Raw genomic sequence first — 18,869 nt, 5'->3', positions numbered from 1 at the left:
GTAATACGAGCTATTAGTTGTCGATGCCAAGCTCATCTACCACAGCGTCTATCTTTTGTTGCAATTTCTGTGCCGTCTCGTCGAGCAAGTCGGCAGTTGACAGTGAGGTGTGTACGCTGATATAAAATTTGATTTTCGGTTCCGTACCGCTGGGTCTCGCTGCTATTTTACTCCCGTCTTCGGTGTAGTAAATCAGCACGTTGGATTTGGGAATATTGATCGACTCTTCTTCGCCGTTCAGCATATTTTTGGCTACGGAGTTTTGGTAATCCTCAATACGGACAACTTTAGCACCGTTGATTTCCTTCAAGGGAGTATTGCGGAGTCCGGCCATAATCTGTTTGATTTCTTCGGCTCCTTTCATTCCTTTTTTGACCAGTGCGATTAAGTGTTCTTTGTAAAAACCGTATTCTACGTACATCTGTATGAGTTGTTCGTAGAGCGAACTACCTTCGGCCTTGGCGGTAGCTGCAATTTCACAAGCTAGGAGGGAAGCGGTTACAGCGTCTTTATCCCTTACAAAGTCGCCCACCATAAATCCGAAACTCTCCTCACCTCCCCCTATAAAAGGCTGATGCGGGTAGTCTTTAATCATTTTGGCTATCCATTTGAAACCGGTGAGTCCTATCTTGTATTCTACTCCGTATGCTTCAGCTATAGATTCCATCATCGGAGTGGAAACTATGGTTGAGGCTATAAATGAATTGTCGGTGAGCTTGCCTGCTTTTTTCCATTGTTCCAATAAAAAACGGGTCATAAGCACCATAGCCTGATTGCCGTTGAGCAATACGAGTTTACCTTCGGTATCTCTTACTGCTATTCCCAGGCGGTCGCAGTCGGGATCGGTACCGATTACGATGTCGGCTCCTATTTCTTCCGCTTTTTGCAGTGCCATGGCAAGGGCTTCTGGCTCTTCAGGATTGGGCGATTTAACCGTAGAGAAATTTCCATCTGGTTTGGCTTGCTCTTCAACGATATGTACCTTGTTGTAGCCCGCTCTTTTGAGCACTTCGGGCAGTATGGTGATAGAAGTGCCGTGCAGTGAAGTAAAGACGATATTCAAATTGTCTTTCCCCTTAGCGTTAAAATTGCCGTTTTTTACGGATGCTGTAATAAAGGCTTCGTCTACTTCCTCGTCGATATAGGAGATGAGTTTGTCGTCTGCATCAAATCGAATATCGCCAAACGACAAGCTTTCGATTTCATTGATAATGGCTTCGTCTTGTGGGGGAACTATCTGCCCTCCATCGGTCCAATACACCTTATATCCGTTGTATTCGGGCGGATTGTGGGAGGCCGTCAGTACTATGCCACAATGGCATTGCAGGTGGCGTACAGCAAAAGAGAGTTCCGGAGTAGGTCGAAGGGCAGAAAACAGGTATACCTGTATGCCGTTAGCCGAAAAAACCTCGGCTACCACTCTGGCAAGGGTATCGCTGTTGTGTCGGCAATCGTAGGCAATAGCTACTTTGAGTTCTTGCCCGGGATATGATTTTTTGAGGTAATTGCTCAATCCCTGAGTGTTTTTTCCAAGGGTATAGCGATTGATGCGGTTGCTACCTACTCCCATTACGCCCCGCATTCCCCCGGTGCCAAACTCCAAATCGCGGTAAAAAGAATCAGTCAGTTCTTCCGGATTGTGGTCTATCATATCTTGTACCCGTTCTTGGGTTGCCTTGTCAAAAGTGGGGGTAAGCCATTGGCGGGCTATGTTGAGGATACGTTCTTCTATCTGCATTTTTAATATGGTATAATCGTTTGTATCAATTAATTAGGTCGAACTTGCGATGTTGTTTTTTTGTCAGCTTCTTCTCCCTGGTTAAGATTGATGGTGTCTGATACTTTATATCTGTCGTTTTTTGTTTTGGTGCGCAGTACAATCTCACCTAAAAAACCGGCGAGAAATAGTTGCGAACCTATAATCATGGTAGACAGTGCAATAAAGAACCAGGGGTTTTGGGTAATCAGTATAGTAGGTTGCCCATTGTACAGTTTGTAGAGTTTTTCTGCCCCTATGAATCCTGCAGCTAAAAAACCGATGAGGAACATCAGTACGCCAAGAGCTCCAAAGAGATGCATAGGACGCTTGCCGAAACGGGAGAGGAACCAGATGGTGATGAGGTCGAGAAAACCGTTGATAAAGCGCTCAGCGCCAAATTTGGTTTTACCGTATTTCCTGGCCTGGTGCTGTACCACTTTCTCTTCTATCTTAGCGAAGCCTGCATTTTTGGCAAGTACAGGGATATAACGGTGCATTTCGCCATACACTTCGATATTTTTGATTACGGCATTCTTGTATGCTTTGAGTCCGCAATTGAAATCGTGAAGCTTGAGTCCGGAGGTCTTCCGGGCGGCCCAGTTAAACAATTTTGAAGGGATGTTTTTGGTAAGGACGGCATCGTACCTCTTTTTTTTCCAGCCCGAAACAAGGTCGTATCCCTCTTTGGTAATCATACGGTACAACTCGGGAATTTCTTCGGGATTGTCTTGCAAATCGGCATCCATAGTGATAACCACCTTTCCGCGGGCAATCCGAAATCCGGCGTGTAGAGCCTGCGATTTGCCGTAGTTGCGGAAAAAACGGATTCCTTTTACAGTACTGTTTTCGGCAGAGAGCTCAGCGATGATGTTCCAAGAGCCGTCGGTACTGCCATCGTCTATAAACAGTATTTCATAGGAAAGACGATTGGACTGCATAATCTCTGCAATCCAATCGTGTAACTCCCGTAAGGATTCCTGTTCGTTTAATAAAGGTATTACGATGGATATATCCATGAATGACATTTAAAATACTCCCCAAATTTACGTAAAAATGTTTCCATAGGTAAGCCGACAGTCGGTACCCCTGCGTAATTTTTTGATCCTACGAGTATTCCGGATTACTTTTTTTGAGGACTAGTACAGGGATGATAGAAAGTACAAAGCCAAAAAATACACTGCCTATTAGACCAAATGCGGCTTGGATAAAGGGTCCGGTGAATTTTTTAGCCATTTCTATCCGGGCTTCTATTTCATCGGCTCCGAGACCTTGTTCTTGCATTTGTGCCCGTGCTATATCCAATTGTTTAGCCGTCATCTCAGGGTCTAAGACATTAGAGAGCACAAACTGGAAGAGCATAGTAATTACTCCGCCGATAAGACATATTCCTACCCCAATTTTCAGTCCCTGTGAAAAAGTCATATATCCTCCGTTGACCTTTCTGTATTGTATGAGTCCCGCAATAATACATCCCAGCATACTGAGTACAGATACAATAAATACGCTAGATCCTCCCTGATAGTGGAGATCCATGCTGAAAAGAATCAATGAGAATACTACGCTGATACCTCCGAGGAGGAGTCCGTAATTCAGTGCAAATTTCCCGGTGGGTGTTGTGTTTTCTATCATTAGTTGTATTTTTGGTTAAAAGTAATCAGTTTGTCGTAATAGGGAAGGTTTTTGTTATACCCTTCTAAGACTATAATCTTTTTGTACTACAATTTTTTGTAATGGTATTGCATATATACAAAAAATAACTAAATTTGCAGCTCGAATTTTAGGAGAAAGAAATAAATATCACGGCGATGAAAAAAGGTACACATCCGGAAAACTATAGATTGGTTGCGTTTAAAGATATGTCTAACGACGATGTTTTTATCACCAAATCTACTGCAAACACAAAAGAGACCATAGAGGTAGAAGGTGTTGAATATCCTCTGATTAAACTGGAGATTTCAAGAACATCTCACCCTTACTATACCGGTAAATCTAAATTGGTAGATACTGCCGGACGTATCGACAAGTTTAAAAACAAATATGCGAAGTTCAAAAAGTAATTTTGCAAATTAATAACTTATAAGACCTCTGAGAAATCAGAGGTTTTTTTATTTTTACCCAAAACTTACACATTATTACGATGAATTATATCTTGTTTGACGGTTCTGTTCGCAATGCACTGCTGCCTTTTACGTACACCAGGCCGGTAGCGGGGATAAGAATAGGGATACTCACTGTACGAGAAAAGTGGGACAGACTGTTGAACAATACTGTTTCGGTGCGTACCGAAAAATACCTTTCTGCAAAATTTCCGGAAGTCATCCAAGAGGAGAACGTGTATATCGACGCTTCTTTTTTGCCGGATAGCGCATTGGCAGATGCCGTGCAAAACCTGAAACCCGGGGAGGTGATTATTTACAACGGATTAGAGATAGCTTATTGTACTGACGACATATCAGATAAGGACTTGTCTAGGTATCGGAAAAAGGAGTATCCCGGTACACTACAGCGTTTAGAAAATACCTATGATATATTTGCAAAGAATGCAGAGGAGTTGCGCAAGGATTTTGAATTGCTTACGAAAGGTAGAAAAAGCTGTCCCATTCCTGAAGGAGTGCAGACTATAGCTCCCGAAAATATTTTTATAGAAGAAGGGGCACAGCTGTATTTTTCTACGCTTAATGCTTCAGACGGACCTATTTATATCGGTAAAGATTCGCTAGTGATGGAAGGATGTCATATTCGCGGAGGTTTTGCACTTGGTGAGCACAGTGTTGTTAAGATGGGAGCGAGAATTTACGGAGCAACCACTATTGGTCCGCACTGCAAGGTAGGAGGGGAGATTAACAATTCGGTATTGTTTGCGTATTCCAACAAAGGACACGACGGTTTTCTCGGTAATTCTGTTTTGGGAGAGTGGTGTAATGTGGGAGCTGACACCAATAGCTCTAATATGAAAAATAATTACGACGAAGTAAAGTTGTGGAATTACGCTACGGGAGAGCTTGAAAACACGGGATTACAGTTTTGCGGACTTATGATGGGCGATTACAGCAAATGTGGGATCAATACCATGTTTAACACCGGAACGGTGGTGGGAGTAAATGTCAATATTTACGGCAGTTGGCTTCCTCCCAATTTTGTACCCGATTTTTCTTGGGGCGGTGACGATGGCTTTACGGAATATCGGTTGCCCAAAGCCCTTGTTACGGCACAAAGAGCTTCACTAAGGCGCGATGTCGATTTTACAGAAGAAGATGCCCGTATTTTGGGATACGTATACGAAGCTACCAAAAAATGGCGGGAGCAATAGGGTGTTTGGAATTAAGGATTAGTGGGTTAGTTCAAATACTTTAGTAACTTTGCACCCCGAAATTACGCCGGAAAATTAATTGTAGGCTTCTTTGTAAAATGAAGCCATTGTAATCGGTAAGAACTATGGAGCAGAGAAAAAAGGTGGCTTTTTACACATTGGGATGCAAACTGAATTTTTCAGAAACTTCTACCATTGCCAGGAATTTTCAAAATAGAGGATTTGATCGTGTAGACTTTGAAGATGAGGCAGATATTTATGTGATCAATACCTGTTCGGTAACAGACAATGCCGACCGACAGTTTAAACAGGTGGTGAGAAAGGCGTTGAAGTCCAACGAAAAAGCCTTTGTAGCTGCCGTGGGCTGTTACGCTCAATTAAAACCGGAAGAACTCGCAGCGGTAGATGGGGTAGATTTGGTTTTGGGTGCTACCGAAAAGTTTAAAATTACCGATTATATCAACGACCTTTCCAAAAATGATTTTGGCGAAGTACACTCTTGTGAAATAGAGGAGGCCGATTTTTATGTGGGTAGTTATTCTATAGGTGATCGCACTCGAGCCTTTCTGAAAGTTCAAGACGGTTGTGATTATAAATGTACCTATTGTACTATTCCGCTTGCGCGAGGAATATCGCGTAGTGATACCTTAGAAAACGTATTGCACAATGCAAGGGAAATATCTCGTAAGAATATTAAGGAAATTGTTCTTACCGGAGTGAATATAGGAGATTATGGGAAAGGGGAATTCGGGAACAAGACACACGAACACACTTTTCTCGACCTGGTACAGGCGCTTGATGAAGTAGAGGGGATAGAACGCTTGCGTATTTCTTCAATAGAGCCCAATTTGTTAAAGAATGAAACCATAGAATTTGTAGCGGAAAGCAGGACTTTTGTACCTCATTTTCACATTCCGCTACAATCGGGGAGTAATGATGTATTGAAGCGGATGCGACGCAGGTATCTACGCGAGCTTTATGTAGACCGAGTGAGGAAGATCAAAGAGATGATGCCACATGCTTGTATTGGAGTGGACGTTATTGTCGGATTTCCCGGAGAAACAGACGAGCACTTTTTGGAGACTTACCACTTTTTGAACGATCTGGATATATCGTATCTTCACGTATTTACCTATTCGGAACGAGATAACACCCTCGCTGCGGAAATGGATGGCGTAGTACCCAAAAATATAAGGGCCAAACGCAGTAAAATGCTGCGCGGACTTTCGGTAAAAAAACGACGAGCTTTTTACGAAAGCCAGATCGGAACTACCCGAACCGTGTTGTTTGAAGGGGAAAACAAGTCTGGATATATTCACGGGTTTACTGAAAACTACGTAAAGGTAAAAGCGCCTTGGAATCCGGAATTGGTGAACACTCTACATACCGTGACCCTCAAAAATATAGATGAAGACGGAATGGTGCAATTCGATTTTGTAGGGGAAGAGGCCTTTGCGTCCTGATTTATATACGTATTCCTACAGGTAGTAAATTTTTGTATTCCTTGTGTTTTCTGAGGAAGCGGGCTATTTCCGGACTCGTCGGTACAACCCTTAGGTTTCTTTGTTCTACGAGTTGCAATACAGAGATGATAAAGTCGTCTTTAAAATCGTCACCTAAATTTTCGGGAATTACCAGTTTGGTCAGGAAAATCTTTTTTTCCTGCGAAGAGTATTCAATTTTTGCCAATTTGCCGTCGATACGGGTTTCAAACTGGCGCAAAAAATCATTGTCCTTGACAGCTACCTCACTACTCATCTTTTTATTTTTTTAGTTTTTACGCAAACCGGAATACACGGCAAAATTTTACACTTTTCATGCCGTATACCTACTGGCGAATAAATGAAAATCTAATTTCAGCCATTTTTACTGATATTCTTCACCTATGTCAGAGGAAGAATACTGCTGATTTCTTTTGCAAAGCCTGAAAACCGTTCTAAATTTGTACGAGCCGGTCAGGTTTCAGATTTGGGAAACATCGCGGCTCGATGCATTTTTACAGAAGTGAAAAACTACGAGTCGGAATGTGTTTACAAAGATACAAAAAATATATAAAATTCTATTACCCAATTACATAGGCTTTTTGATGAATAATGTTAAAATACCGGTCTATTTAATGCCTGGAATGGCTGCGAGTTCACTTATCTTCGAACACATCCATCTTCCTCCCAACCGTTTTGAGGTGTTCAAATTGGAATGGATGTCTCCACTAAAAGGGGAGAGTCTTGTAAACTACGCCCGGAGGATGAGTGAAAACATCCACCACAAAAATCCGGTTTTGATCGGAGTTTCGTTTGGAGGAATACTGATTCAGGAAATGGAAGCATTTGTAAAACCGAGAAAACTCATTGTCATATCGAGTGTAAAGACCCGCGGCGAACTCCCCCGTAGAATGAAATTTGCCAGTCGTACCGGAGCTCATAAACTGTTGCCAACTTCCTTGGCTACCAATGTAGAACTTCTCGCTAAATACGCTTTTGGTAAAGCTGTAGTCAAAAGGTTGGAACTCTATAAAAAATACCTCACCATAAGCGATAAGAATTATGTAGACTGGGCGATTAATGAGATTGTGAGTTGGAGGCGAAAGGTTCCAATTTCAGGAGTTGTTCACATACACGGTGATAAGGATGCCGTATTTCCTATCAAGTATATAAAAGATTGTATTGAGGTGAAAGGGGGGACGCATATTATGATTATCAACCGTTTTAAATGGTTTAATGAGCAGCTCCCCGATCTCATCGAAAATTAAAGCTTGGTTTTGCTCTTATTTTGTACTTTTGGAGCCCCTGATTTTACAAGGAGATTTTCTTTTTTCTGTATCGGTCGAGACAAGAAATTACTCAGATATACGTTACAGATACAAAGGGTATTAAAAATATTAAATCGCAGTTTATGGAGTGGATAAAAAAAGGTTTAATGGGAATTGGAATAGTGGCCGTAGCCGGATTTTTCTTGGGTTCGGTACAAGGTAATGAAAAGGATAACCTAGCTGGTAAAAACAGAGAAATAGCCGATAAGGCAGTACACGATTACAATGTATACGCCATCGATTTTATAGAAAATTTGAGTTTTGCAGGAGAACCTGTGCCTCTCGATGAGCCTGATATCAAAGAGCGAATGGACAGAGAACTTCTGGTAAATACCTATTGGCAGTCTAATGGGCTTCTTCTAATCAAAAGAGCACATAAATATTTTCCGGTGATAGAACCCATATTGAAGAAACACGGAATTCCGGACGACTTTAAGTATTTGGCGGTTATAGAGAGCGGACTTCAAAATGTGGTGTCTCCTGCAAGGGCTACGGGGTTTTGGCAGATTATGAGTGCTACGGGGAAGGAGTATGGCATGGAGATCAATCAGAATGTAGACGAGCGTTATCATCTGGAAAAATCGACTGAGGTGGCTTGTGAGTATCTCAAAAAAGCGAAAGAGAGATTTGGTAGCTGGACGCTTGCCGCGGCTGCTTACAATGCCGGGCAAAACGGAATAGCTAGGCAACAGGAGAGACAGGAGATTGAGGATTATTACGATATGCTACTCGGAAGCGAAACCGGTCGATACGTGTTTAGAATACTCGCCTTAAAAGAAATCTTGTCCGATCCGGCTAAATACGGTTTTAATATAGAGCAGAAGCACATGTATACACAGGTGCCTACAAAAAAGGTGATGGTAGATTATGAGATAGAAAACCTTGCTGCTTTTGCCAGAGAACACGGGATAAATTACAAAATCCTTAAAATTCACAATCCCTGGCTTCGAGAGACAAAACTGAACAATAAATCCAAAAAGAAATACTATATAGAAATCCCGAAAAAAGGATATTATTCGGTGAAGTGATTAGGGTGGGAGTAATACCCCACCACTTTAGATTCGTTTCATCTGCTGCTGCATCATCTTGATCTGTTCGCCCAGCATATTCTGTTTGTCTAATTTTTTAGCTTCGTTGAGCAGCATAGTAGCTTCTCGCTTTCTACGTTTCTGCATGGCGATACCTGCTAGGCTCAATTTTGCCATTGCGGTGTCGTAGCTCATGGAAAGCCCTAGTTTAAGCGCTTTTTTAAAGTATTTTTCTGCTTGGGTAAGATTGCTTTGAGAAGCGATAATACCTTGTAGGTAATTGTAGTATCCTTGCTGTTTTTTGATAAGAGCAGCTTCGGGGTTTTTAATTCGACTCAGCCATTTGGTAGTCCCTTCAAAATCTTGTTTACGCATGCGTAAAAAGGCCAAGAGTATCATCTCATTTCTGAAATACAGGAAGATAAAAATAGCGGATAGCAGGATGAGGAAAATGCCGTTTCCGATATTTCCATCGACAAACTGGTATACAGCATAAGCGATGATAAGTGCAGCAATAACTAATTTTAGGTTTTTATTGAACATATAGTATTATTTTAGTACACTGATAAACAAGGCTGCAAAGTTAGCAAAAATCTTGTGTTGCACCTATGGCAGCTGTTGGAAAATCAATATAAGCGATGCTGTGAAAATATTTTTCAAATGGTTTGTCTAAATAAAAAGTCTTTGTATATTTGCGCCGCACTTTTGTAAAGGAATCTCGTGCGTATTCAATTAGGTATTTTTAAGCAGATTTTAAGATATTAGACAATGAAAAGAACATTTCAACCCTCAAAGAGAAAGAGAAGGAACAAGCACGGTTTTAGAGAGCGAATGGCGAGTGCCAATGGCAGGAAAGTGCTTGCCCGAAGAAGGGCAAAAGGAAGAAAGAAATTATCGGTCTCTTCCGAACCAAGACATAAGAAATAATGCTATTGAAATGCTATTCATATAAAGGTGTTGCTTTTAGAAGTAACACCTTTTTTTATATCTGATAGAATTTATTCGTTTAAGTAACACAATACCAAAGAAATGCCCAAAAGAAAAGATCTCAATTGCATCCTCATTATCGGTTCCGGTCCTATTGTAATCGGTCAGGCCTGTGAATTTGATTACTCCGGATCTCAATCGCTTAGGTCGTTGAGAGAAGACGGGATAGAAACCGTGCTTATCAACAGTAACCCCGCCACGATCATGACCGACCCTTCTATGGCAGATCACGTATATCTGAAGCCACTAACCACCAAGTCGTTGGTAGAAATACTACAGGCGCACCCAAATATTGACGCCGTATTGCCTACTATGGGGGGGCAAACGGCACTAAACCTTTGTATAGAGGCCGATGAGAAAGGAATATGGAAAGATTTTGGTGTTGAAATCATCGGTGTAGATATAGAGGCTATCAACATCACTGAGGATCGTGAGAAATTTCGTGAATTGATGCTGAATATAGGTGTTCCAATGGCGCCCCAGGCTACCGCTACTTCATATTTAAAAGGAAAAGAAATTGCTCAGGAGTTCGGTTTTCCTTTGGTTATCAGGGCTTCTTTTACACTGGGAGGTGCAGGAGCTTCTTTTGTACACCACAAGGAGGAGTTTGATGAGTTGCTTACTAGGGGACTAGAGATCTCCCCGATTCACGAAGTGATGATCGACAAGGCACTGCTGGGCTGGAAAGAATACGAGTTGGAGCTGTTGCGCGACAAGAACGACAATGTGGTTATTATCTGTACCATAGAAAATATGGATCCTATGGGGATACATACAGGCGATTCTATCACGGTGGCTCCGGCGATGACTCTATCGGATAAGACATACCAGAAAATGCGGGATATGGCCATCCATATGATGCGAAGTATAGGAGACTTTGCCGGTGGATGTAATGTTCAGTTTGCTGTAAGTCCTGATGAAAATGAAGATATTATAGCCATCGAAATAAACCCAAGAGTATCGCGTTCGTCGGCTCTTGCGTCTAAGGCGACTGGATATCCGATAGCGAAAATAGCTACTAAGCTGGCCATTGGATATACTTTGGACGAACTGGACAATCAGATTACCAAGTCTACCTCTGCACTCTTTGAACCTACACTCGATTACGTCATTGTAAAAGTACCGAGGTGGAACTTCGACAAGTTTGAGGGCGCCGACAGAACTTTGGGACTTCAGATGAAATCTGTAGGAGAGGTAATGGGAATAGGACGCTCATTCCAAGAGGCGCTTCACAAGGCTACGCAATCGCTTGAAATAAAGCGAAACGGTTTGGGAGCTGATGGAAAAGGATATACCAATTACGACCAAATCATCGAAAAACTGACCAATGCGAGTTGGGACAGGGTATTTGTAATTTACGATGCTATACAGATGGGGATTCCCTTGAGTAGGATACACGAAATCACCAAGATCGATATGTGGTTCCTAAAGCAGTACGAAGAACTGCATTTGCTCGAAAAGGAGATCTCTACCCATACTGTAGAATCGCTTCCTAAAGATTTGCTTCTCGAAGCCAAACAGAAAGGCTTTGCCGACAGGCAGATAGCTCATATGTTGAACTGTTGGGAGAGCGAAGTGCATAAGAAACGCGAAGAGTTGGGGGTAAAAAGGGTGTACAAACTGGTAGATACCTGTGCAGCTGAATTCAAAGCGCAAACCCCCTATTATTACTCTACCTTCGAAGATGAGATAGAAATGCCAGATGGCACGCGTTATATGGATAACGAAAGCGTAGTGACCGACAAGAAAAAAATAGTGGTACTCGGTTCCGGACCTAACCGAATTGGCCAGGGGATAGAATTTGATTACTGCTGTGTACACGGAGTGTTGGCAGCAGCCGAATGCGGTTATGAGACCATTATGATAAACTGTAATCCAGAAACCGTATCGACCGATTTTGACACTGCAGATAAACTGTATTTCGAACCGGTGTTTTGGGAACATATCTACGATATCATACAGCACGAAAAACCGGAAGGTGTAATCGTACAGCTAGGTGGGCAAACTGCCTTGAAACTGGCGGAAAAACTCGAAAAATACCGCATTAAGATTATCGGAACCAGCTACGAAGCGCTCGACTTGGCCGAGGATAGAGGTAGCTTTTCCACATTGCTGAAAGAAAACAATATTCCCTATCCCGAATTTGGAGTAGCCGAAACTGCCGAACAGGCGTTAAAACTTTCCGATGAACTGGATTTCCCTATTTTAGTAAGACCTTCGTATGTGTTGGGAGGTCAGGGGATGAAAATTGTAATCAACAAAGAGGAGCTGGAAGAACACGTAGTCGACCTGTTGCGAAAGATACCCAATAACAAGCTGTTGCTCGATCATTATCTCGACGGAGCAATCGAAGCTGAAGCCGATGCGATATGCGACGGAGAGAATGTGTATATTATCGGTATAATGGAACATATAGAACCCTGTGGAATACATTCAGGGGATTCTAATGCAACCCTGCCGCCATTTAACCTGGGAGAGTTTGTGTTGCAACAGATTAAAGACCACACTAAAAAGATTGCTCTAGCGCTCAATACCGTTGGGCTTATCAATATACAATTTGCGGTTAAAGACGATGTGGTCTACATCATAGAAGCAAACCCACGAGCGTCGAGAACAGTGCCTTTTATCGCTAAAGCATACGGAGAGCCTTATGTAAATTACGCGACCAAGGTTATGTTGGGAGAGAAAAAAGTAAGCGATTTTAACTTTAATCCCAAGCTGAATGGCTTTGCTATTAAACAGCCTGTATTCTCTTTCAACAAGTTTCCGAATGTAAACAAAAACCTAGGACCGGAAATGAAGAGTACTGGAGAGGGTATATTGTTTATAGACAGTCTCAAAGACGATCAGTTCTACGACCTGTATACGCGTAGAAAGATGTATCTGAGTAAATAATAAGAGTTGTATCAGACAAAAAACCCACTTCTTTTAGAGAGGTGGATTTTTTTCTGGAATTATTTTCTTGTGAAGTCTGTGATAAGGTATGAGATCAGTTTGCCTGTGAGTCGGGTTTCCCATTCATTTTCAGGATCGGGAGCAGCTTCACAAATATGTAGGTACAAGGCATTTTTGTGGTTTTTCCAGGAGTAAATGAGTTTTCTCAGTTGCTCTGGACTAAAACCGGTTGGGGATGCGGCACTACTCGGGACATTGCGAATGGAATCGCAGTCTATTTCGATCCCATAAGCTGCCTTTCGCACAAATTGATGAGCTTGTTCCATATAGTATTCAAATGAGCTTTCGGGAGCTAGAAGCAATTCTTCGAAGCTCAGGTGTTTTATGTTTTCTTCCTGTTGTAAAAAACCTTTAAAAATACTTTTTGGGGTGTAGTTCAAGTGCAGTCCGAAAATGAAGTACTTCTGGAGAAATCCTTCGCGGTATGCATATGAAAAACCATTGCCACTGTGCCTGCCTTCTTGCTTGCGAAGATCGGTATGTGCATCTACATTGATACAGTTTATCGCTTTGCCCAAGGCTAGAGCACAACCTTTGATAATGCCGTAGCAATTGTTGTGTCCGCCACCTACAACAATCGGTTTTTTACCTGATTTGACTATTTTTCTAACCAGGTCAGTGAGTTCGATGTCGATGAGTACTGTGAGTTCACGCGCCTTTTTGATACGATCGCTTTCGGCAGTAGAAGCCAGTATCTGCATTTCTTCAGAAAAGTCGAGCTCCCCCAACAGTAAAACCTTTTTAGCTTTGTTGTTTTTATTGTGCTGAGTATTCAGCAGTTGAGTAAGAGTGGCCTGCCAAGCGTGACGTGCACCTTGCCTGCCGTAATTACCGATGATTCCAATGTCTTCAGGGATACCAAAAAGAACGTATTTTGCGTCGGATTCGTCTAACTGTTCTTCCAAGTCTTGTCCCTTATTGAGCAAGCTGATACGTTCGCCAAACTTAGTTTCTCCTTTTCTTCTCGATATTATTTTTTCGAGGTCTGCAAGGGTGTACAAGTTTAAAAAATTGCGCATGGATAAGGTTTAAAAAGCTAAAACAAATATGAAAATAAAAATCTAATTGTTAAATTTATTCGTATATATATTTATGTTAAGATATAACAAAACCCAAAATTTGGCGTTAACAGTTAAAAACGAATTATTATGACTGAATCAAAGAGTAATAACGGTTTAAAGGTTCTCGCAGCGCTACTCGGAGTAGCACTGATAGGAACTTTGATCTATACTTCTAGTCTGTATAGCGATAAGAAAAAGACTACGGAAGACCTCACTAATCAAAAGAATATGGTGGTCGAGGATTTAAACAATCTGAAAGCCGATTACGATCGAGCCATAGCTGAAAGTGACTCGACCAATCAGGAGCTTGTTTCGGCTCGTGATCGCATAGCACAGTACATAGATTCTGTGGAGAGTATGAAGGCAGATATCGCTGCGCTCTACCGTTATAGAAGGCAAGTAAATGTGCTCACAAAAGAGAGGGAATTTTTACTCGCCCAGAACGACTCCTTACGTCGCTCCAATGCCGAATTGACCATGCAACGAGACAGTACTCAGCTATCGCTGCAGCGCCAGTCTCAATACGCCGACTCCATATTCAATCAGAATATTCAACTCGCAAAGGTGGTAGATGCTGGTTCGGCTTTGAGCTTGTCTAAATTTTCAGTGGAAGCTGTTAGAGAGCGTAACAGTGGAAAGTTGGTTTCTGTAAATCGTCACAGAAGAGCGGATAAACTCAAGGTTTGTTATACCGTAGCGTCCAACAGAATTGCTCCTTCTGGAGATACTATGTTTTACGTGCAGGTAACGGGACCCAATGGCAGTATTATTGGAGACCGACAAGTGGCCAGTTATAGTCCGCCCGTAGCTAAGAAGATTACCGAGGTCAAAGACAAGCTCACAAACCAGGATTCTTCTGAAGTTGGAGATTTGGTCGACAATGCTGTAGAAGAGGTGACTGAAGAGGCACCTGCCACACAGCGTGTAACTTACAGCAAAGTCTCTACTTTTTACTACGAGAATGCTGACTTAGACGTCTGTGATTACGTAGAGAAGGAAGGTGAAAGTTTTGAACCCGGAAATTATGAGGTAAAAGTGTTTGACAGCAAACTCAGAGAGTTGGGTTCGTCTAGCTTTACGCTTAAATAATACTTTCGATAACTCAACAATAAAAAACCGTCGGAAATTGAATATATGTTTCCGGCGGTTTTGTTTTTTGGTTTCACAGAAACTGTGCTCAGGCTACTGTTGTCCGACAAATTTCTTTCCGTTTATCAGTACCGAATCGATCAGTTGGCTTCCGAAGGCATAGGGAATATAAGTATAGGCTGGAATCTTTTTTGTGATAGTGATATTTGCCTTTTTTCCTACTGAAATACTTCCGTGTGTATCCGATACCCCCATCGCATAGGCTCCGTTTACAGTAGCGGCATTGATGGCTTCTTCCGGAGTCATTCCCATTTTGATACAAGCGGTAGCCACTACAAAATTCATATTTCCGCTGGGAGTAGATCCTGGATTGTAATCTGTTGCTAGCGCTAAAGGGAGTCCGCTATCTATCATTTTTCGAGCCGGAGAGTAGGGGATTCCGAGAAAGAACGAACAAGAGGGGAGGGCTACAGGCATAGTAACCGTATTCTTCAATACCTCTATGTCTTCGTCTCTCATGACTTCCAGATGATCAACAGAGCGTGCGTGGTGTTTTACCCCTAGCTGAACCCCGCCGATGGCATGGAATTGGTTGACGTGGATTTTGGGAATCAGTCCGAAGGCTCGTCCGGCTTTGAGTATGCTGTCGGCCTCCTCTACAGTAAAGTATTCCTGTTCACAAAACACATCGATATAGGAAGCGAGTTGCTGTTCTCCCACGGCCGGAATCATTTCCTCCATGATGATATCGAGATATGCTTTGCGGTCGTTTTTATAGGCATAGGGAATGGCGTGAGCTCCGAGAAATGTCGCCTTTACCGGAAGCTCGTAAGCTTGTTGTAAGCGGCGGATAACCCGTAACATTTTCAGCTCCGCATCCGTATCCAGTCCATAACCACTTTTGATTTCCACAGCCCCGGTACCCATAGCGATTACTTCTTCCAACCTTGCGGCCGACTGCCGGTACAGTTCGTCTTCTGAGGTTTCCTGCAATTTTTTAGCAGAATTCAATATTCCGCCTCCTCGTGCGGCGATCTCTTCGTAGGAGAGTCCGTTGATGCGGTCGACAAACTCCTGTTCTCTGTTTCCGGCATATACGATATGTGTATGGCTGTCGCACCAGGCCGGGAGCACCACCCTTCCCGAAGCATCGATAAGGCGGTCTGCCCGATAGTCAGTAAGATCACTCATACTGCCGTAACCGGCGATGTAATCATCTTCGATATGAAGAAAAGCATCGGCGATTACAGGCAGTATTTTCATAGCCTTCCCTGCGATGGTGGAAGGAGGCTTGTCTCTTACCTGTACTAATTGCCTTATGTTTGTAATCAGCGTTTTCAAGAGTGCATTATTTCATAGCTCCCACCATATCTTCTGGTTTTACCCATTCGTCAAATTCCTCTGCGGTGAGATAGCCGAGATTGACAGCTTCTTCCTTGAGCGTAGTCCCGTTTTTATGGGCGGTATTGGCGATTTCGGCTGCCTTGTAATACCCTATTTTGGTATTGAGGGCAGTAACCAGCATCAGAGAGTTGTTTAGCAATTCTGTAATTCTGCTGTGATTGGGTTCTATACCCACGGCACAGTGCTCTTCAAAACTCACACAGGCATCACCTATGAGTTGAGCCGATTGCAGCAGATTGGCCGCCATAACTGGTTTAAAGACATTGAGTTCGTAATGCCCTTGTGTTCCTCCTACAGCGATGGCAACGTCATTCCCAATTACCTGTGCACATACCATAGTGAGCGCTTCGCACTGAGTAGGGTTTACCTTTCCAGGCATGATGGAGCTTCCCGGTTCATTGGCAGGGATAATAATTTCTCCTATACCCGAGCGGGGGCCGGAAGCCATAAGTCGGATATCGTTGGCTATTTTGTTGAGAGATACAGCCAGTTGTTTAAGTGCGCCGTGAGTCTCTACCAGTGCATCGTGTGCTGCGAGAGCTTCAAACTTATTATCAGCCGATTTAAAGGGGAGTTCGGTAAATTTTGCAATATAAGCGGCTACCTTTTCGGCATAACCTTGTGGGGTGTTGATTCCCGTACCTACTGCAGTTCCCCCCAAAGCGAGTTCAGACAGGTGGTCGAGTGTGTTGTTTAGTGCTTTAAGTCCGTGATCGAGTTGTGATACATATCCGGAAAATTCCTGCCCAAGCGTTAGTGGGGTGGCATCCATAAGGTGTGTACGTCCAATCTTCACCACATTTCGAAAGGCTTCAGATTTTTGTTTTAGGGTATCTCTCAGGCGAGTGACTCCGGGAATGGTTGTTTCTACTATCCTTTTGTAAATAGCGATGTGCATTCCGGTAGGGAAGGTGTCGTTAGACGACTGCGATTTGTTTACATCATCGTTTGGTTGCAGGGTTTTTTCACCTTCGCCTATAGTTTTTCCAGCCAGTTGGTGTGCGCGATTGGCGACAACTTCATTGACATTCATATTGCTTTGAGTTCCCGAGCCGGTTTGCCAGATCACCAAGGGGAATTGATCGTCGTGTTTGCCTTCCAAAATCTCATCGCATACGCGGGCTATGAGGTCTCTTTTTTCTTCCGGAAGCACCCCGAGCTCACAGTTGGTGTATGCTGCGGCCTTTTTAAGATAGGCAAAACCGTATATAATTTCCAGTGGCATAGAGGCAGAAGGCCCTATTTTGAAGTTGTTTCTAGAGCGCTCAGTTTGGGCACCCCACAATTTATCGGCAGGTACTTTTACCTCGCCCATCGTATCTTTTTCTATTCTGTAGTTCATGGAAATAAATTATATGTTTTACACTGTGTACAAAGTTAATATTTTGCCGGGGAACGGGTAATTATTTTACCGAATTATGTATTGTTTCGCAAAAAAACTTTCGCCGTTTCGATTAAAAACGATACTTTTGTGTTGAATTCGAAAATTTCCGGAAATTATGTTTGAATTTGACCAGTATTTAGGCTTTTTAGCATTCGCGGGAATCGCTCTTATGGGATTCTGGTTGATGGTTTTCCTGACTGCTTTTGCAATTCCTTATTGGGTTACCGGAGCTATTGTGGAAATGATCAAAGAAAAGCGAGAGGCGAGAAAAGCTAAACAGACGTCAGCGTAACAAAACGCATGAGAGGCCTTAAGGGGCCTCTTTCTTTTTTATAAATCCCCTTTTTTTGTATTTGTGTAGCAATCGTGTTAAAACGATTTTTGTACTATCTCGTGCTGGAGATTATCATTGTTTTTGCCGTTTTCTTTTTATTTACCTTTATTTTTTCGACAAGCATGACAAAACGACAGCATCGCGTTCTGATTGTTATATTGGGCTTTATTGCCGCTATAGGACCGTTTTCTATAGATATGTATCTCCCGGGTTTTCCAGCAATAGAGAAGATCTCGACACCGATGATGCTCACGTAGCCCTTACACTAGGGATATATTTAGGCAACTTATCTACGGACCCCTGTTGGATCGCTACGGCCGCAAGAAGCCATTACTGGTAGGACTTGCCATTTATGTCGGAGCGGCTTTAGGCTGCGCATGGTCTCCCAATATCTGGTGGCTTATAGGGACGCGACTCGTACTCGCCTTGGGTGGGTGTGTTGGTATGGTGGCCTACAGTGCTATTATTCGAGATTATTTTTCGGGTGATGATGTGGCCAAAGCATTTTCATCTATTCTTCTTGTAATGGGAGTGGCTCCGCTATCTTGTTGGTCGGTATGTGGAAGGCAACGCTTTCTCTTACTGTTTTTGCAGTGCTGTTGTTTTTGATATTTTGAGTTATGTATTTAAGTTCTGTGTAATTTGATATTGATATATGGGTTGATGTTTTACCATCCTTTCAATAGCTTTATGAAAAATGGTCTGTTTGGATTGTGAACGATTTAACCTAAAAGCAAACTCGTTGAGGT

Annotated in this window: 18 protein-coding genes and 1 pseudogene; 10 read left to right on the top strand and 9 right to left on the bottom strand. The window is 42.6% G+C overall.

All coding sequences use genetic code 11. The features are described from left to right. Positions 1-13 precede the first annotated feature (13 nt). The 3 genes from ACYZZR_RS08785 to ACYZZR_RS08775 all read right to left on the bottom strand — a co-directional run bounded on the left by ACYZZR_RS08785 (position 14) and on the right by ACYZZR_RS08775 (position 3,388). Positions 14-1,738 carry a phospho-sugar mutase gene (locus tag ACYZZR_RS08785; RefSeq protein WP_461533632.1) on the bottom strand — a complete coding sequence of 575 codons (1,725 nt, stop codon included), beginning with the start codon at positions 1,736-1,738 and terminating at the stop codon, positions 14-16. Positions 1,739-1,767: 29 nt separating this feature from the next. After that, positions 1,768-2,775: a glycosyltransferase family 2 protein gene (locus ACYZZR_RS08780; RefSeq protein WP_461533631.1), complete on the bottom strand. Its 1,008-nt coding sequence runs from the start codon at positions 2,773-2,775 to the stop codon at positions 1,768-1,770. Positions 2,776-2,863: 88 nt separating this feature from the next. Beyond that, positions 2,864-3,388 carry a DUF4199 domain-containing protein gene (locus ACYZZR_RS08775; protein ID WP_461533630.1) on the bottom strand — a complete coding sequence of 175 codons (525 nt, stop codon included), beginning with the start codon at positions 3,386-3,388 and terminating at the stop codon, positions 2,864-2,866. A gap of 176 nt (positions 3,389-3,564) precedes the next feature. On the opposite strand from ACYZZR_RS08775, the gene ACYZZR_RS08770 reads away from it, so the two are divergent. The 3 genes from ACYZZR_RS08770 (at position 3,565) to mtaB (ending at position 6,532) form a co-directional block, all read left to right on the top strand. Further along, complete coding sequence (locus ACYZZR_RS08770) at positions 3,565-3,816, top strand: type B 50S ribosomal protein L31 (RefSeq protein ID WP_461533629.1); 252 nt, start codon at positions 3,565-3,567, stop codon at positions 3,814-3,816. Positions 3,817-3,896: 80 nt separating this feature from the next. Further along, positions 3,897-5,069, top strand: a complete 1,173-nt coding sequence (locus ACYZZR_RS08765; RefSeq protein WP_461533628.1) for a GlmU family protein — start codon at positions 3,897-3,899, stop codon at positions 5,067-5,069. A 125-nt stretch (positions 5,070-5,194) separates the two neighbouring features. Then, entirely contained in the window at positions 5,195-6,532 is a 1,338-nt protein-coding gene (mtaB, locus tag ACYZZR_RS08760) for a tRNA (N(6)-L-threonylcarbamoyladenosine(37)-C(2))-methylthiotransferase MtaB (RefSeq protein WP_461533627.1), read from the top strand. A gap of 1 nt (position 6,533) precedes the next feature. Here mtaB and ACYZZR_RS08755 read toward each other — a convergent pair whose 3' ends face one another. Further along, positions 6,534-6,827, bottom strand: a complete 294-nt coding sequence (locus ACYZZR_RS08755; RefSeq protein ID WP_461533626.1) for a GNAT family N-acetyltransferase — start codon at positions 6,825-6,827, stop codon at positions 6,534-6,536. 328 nt (positions 6,828-7,155) lie between these two features. On the opposite strand from ACYZZR_RS08755, the gene ACYZZR_RS08750 reads away from it, so the two are divergent. After that, on the top strand, positions 7,156-7,818 hold the full coding sequence (locus ACYZZR_RS08750; RefSeq protein WP_461533625.1) for an alpha/beta hydrolase: 663 nt from the start codon (positions 7,156-7,158) through the stop codon (positions 7,816-7,818). A 143-nt stretch (positions 7,819-7,961) separates the two neighbouring features. Beyond that, positions 7,962-8,906: a lytic transglycosylase domain-containing protein gene (locus tag ACYZZR_RS08745; protein ID WP_461533624.1), complete on the top strand. Its 945-nt coding sequence runs from the start codon at positions 7,962-7,964 to the stop codon at positions 8,904-8,906. Positions 8,907-8,933: 27 nt separating this feature from the next. Here ACYZZR_RS08745 and ACYZZR_RS08740 read toward each other — a convergent pair whose 3' ends face one another. Beyond that, positions 8,934-9,449 (bottom strand): DUF2892 domain-containing protein, encoded by a 516-nt coding sequence (locus ACYZZR_RS08740; RefSeq protein ID WP_461533623.1) that lies wholly within the window; start codon positions 9,447-9,449, stop codon positions 8,934-8,936. A gap of 225 nt (positions 9,450-9,674) precedes the next feature. On the opposite strand from ACYZZR_RS08740, the gene rpmH reads away from it, so the two are divergent. Then, entirely contained in the window at positions 9,675-9,833 is a 159-nt protein-coding gene (gene rpmH, locus ACYZZR_RS08735; protein WP_088342410.1) for a 50S ribosomal protein L34, read from the top strand. Between the two features lie 102 nt (positions 9,834-9,935). After that, positions 9,936-12,788 (top strand): carbamoyl-phosphate synthase large subunit, encoded by a 2,853-nt coding sequence (gene carB, locus ACYZZR_RS08730; protein WP_461533622.1) that lies wholly within the window; start codon positions 9,936-9,938, stop codon positions 12,786-12,788. Positions 12,789-12,847: 59 nt separating this feature from the next. Here carB and ACYZZR_RS08725 read toward each other — a convergent pair whose 3' ends face one another. Next, positions 12,848-13,867 carry a formimidoylglutamase gene (locus ACYZZR_RS08725; protein ID WP_461533621.1) on the bottom strand — a complete coding sequence of 340 codons (1,020 nt, stop codon included), beginning with the start codon at positions 13,865-13,867 and terminating at the stop codon, positions 12,848-12,850. 129 nt (positions 13,868-13,996) lie between these two features. Here ACYZZR_RS08725 and ACYZZR_RS08720 point away from each other — a divergent pair, with 129 nt between their 5' ends. Continuing rightward, positions 13,997-14,998 (top strand): hypothetical protein, encoded by a 1,002-nt coding sequence (locus ACYZZR_RS08720; protein WP_461533620.1) that lies wholly within the window; start codon positions 13,997-13,999, stop codon positions 14,996-14,998. 93 nt (positions 14,999-15,091) lie between these two features. On the opposite strand, the gene hutI is transcribed toward ACYZZR_RS08720, so the two are convergent. Together hutI and fumC are read right to left on the bottom strand one after the other, a co-directional pair. Further along, on the bottom strand, positions 15,092-16,339 hold the full coding sequence (gene hutI, locus ACYZZR_RS08715; protein ID WP_461533619.1) for an imidazolonepropionase: 1,248 nt from the start codon (positions 16,337-16,339) through the stop codon (positions 15,092-15,094). A 7-nt stretch (positions 16,340-16,346) separates the two neighbouring features. Further along, positions 16,347-17,744: a class II fumarate hydratase gene (fumC, locus tag ACYZZR_RS08710; protein ID WP_461533618.1), complete on the bottom strand. Its 1,398-nt coding sequence runs from the start codon at positions 17,742-17,744 to the stop codon at positions 16,347-16,349. Positions 17,745-17,901: 157 nt separating this feature from the next. Here fumC and ACYZZR_RS08705 point away from each other — a divergent pair, with 157 nt between their 5' ends. Then, entirely contained in the window at positions 17,902-18,078 is a 177-nt protein-coding gene (locus tag ACYZZR_RS08705) for a hypothetical protein (RefSeq protein WP_461533617.1), read from the top strand. Positions 18,079-18,423: 345 nt separating this feature from the next. Further along, on the top strand, positions 18,424-18,729 hold the full coding sequence (locus ACYZZR_RS08700; protein WP_461533616.1) for an MFS transporter: 306 nt from the start codon (positions 18,424-18,426) through the stop codon (positions 18,727-18,729). Positions 18,730-18,738: 9 nt separating this feature from the next. On the opposite strand, the pseudogene ACYZZR_RS08695 reads toward ACYZZR_RS08700, so the two are convergent. After that, positions 18,739-18,869, bottom strand: a pseudogene (locus tag ACYZZR_RS08695) (IS1595 family transposase); the annotation flags it as partial.

It is taken from the genome of Sinomicrobium sp., assembly GCA_029266035.1.
In the GTDB taxonomy this organism is placed as follows: Bacteria; Bacteroidota; Bacteroidia; order Flavobacteriales; family Flavobacteriaceae; genus Sinomicrobium.
Note: the sequence above shows the minus strand (reverse complement) of the source record. Positions and strands in the feature narration are given on the sequence as shown.

What these genes read in the sequence shown, in the direction of transcription:
- ACYZZR_RS08780 (WP_461533631.1), bottom strand. Translation starts at nt 2,775, where the DNA reads ATGGATATATCCATCGTAATACCTTTATTAAACGAACAGGAATCCTTA.
- ACYZZR_RS08770 (WP_461533629.1), top strand. Translation starts at nt 3,565, where the DNA reads ATGAAAAAAGGTACACATCCGGAAAACTATAGATTGGTTGCGTTTAAA.
- ACYZZR_RS08750 (WP_461533625.1), top strand. Translation starts at nt 7,156, where the DNA reads ATGAATAATGTTAAAATACCGGTCTATTTAATGCCTGGAATGGCTGCG.
- ACYZZR_RS08720 (WP_461533620.1), top strand. Translation starts at nt 13,997, where the DNA reads ATGACTGAATCAAAGAGTAATAACGGTTTAAAGGTTCTCGCAGCGCTA.
- ACYZZR_RS08775 (WP_461533630.1), bottom strand. Translation starts at nt 3,388, where the DNA reads ATGATAGAAAACACAACACCCACCGGGAAATTTGCACTGAATTACGGA.
- ACYZZR_RS08755 (WP_461533626.1), bottom strand. Translation starts at nt 6,827, where the DNA reads ATGAGTAGTGAGGTAGCTGTCAAGGACAATGATTTTTTGCGCCAGTTT.
- ACYZZR_RS08745 (WP_461533624.1), top strand. Translation starts at nt 7,962, where the DNA reads ATGGAGTGGATAAAAAAAGGTTTAATGGGAATTGGAATAGTGGCCGTA.
- fumC (WP_461533618.1), bottom strand. Translation starts at nt 17,744, where the DNA reads ATGAACTACAGAATAGAAAAAGATACGATGGGCGAGGTAAAAGTACCT.
- ACYZZR_RS08765 (WP_461533628.1), top strand. Translation starts at nt 3,897, where the DNA reads ATGAATTATATCTTGTTTGACGGTTCTGTTCGCAATGCACTGCTGCCT.
- carB (WP_461533622.1), top strand. Translation starts at nt 9,936, where the DNA reads ATGCCCAAAAGAAAAGATCTCAATTGCATCCTCATTATCGGTTCCGGT.
- ACYZZR_RS08785 (WP_461533632.1), bottom strand. Translation starts at nt 1,738, where the DNA reads ATGCAGATAGAAGAACGTATCCTCAACATAGCCCGCCAATGGCTTACC.
- rpmH (WP_088342410.1), top strand. Translation starts at nt 9,675, where the DNA reads ATGAAAAGAACATTTCAACCCTCAAAGAGAAAGAGAAGGAACAAGCAC.
- ACYZZR_RS08740 (WP_461533623.1), bottom strand. Translation starts at nt 9,449, where the DNA reads ATGTTCAATAAAAACCTAAAATTAGTTATTGCTGCACTTATCATCGCT.
- mtaB (WP_461533627.1), top strand. Translation starts at nt 5,195, where the DNA reads ATGGAGCAGAGAAAAAAGGTGGCTTTTTACACATTGGGATGCAAACTG.
- ACYZZR_RS08705 (WP_461533617.1), top strand. Translation starts at nt 17,902, where the DNA reads ATGTTTGAATTTGACCAGTATTTAGGCTTTTTAGCATTCGCGGGAATC.
- ACYZZR_RS08725 (WP_461533621.1), bottom strand. Translation starts at nt 13,867, where the DNA reads ATGCGCAATTTTTTAAACTTGTACACCCTTGCAGACCTCGAAAAAATA.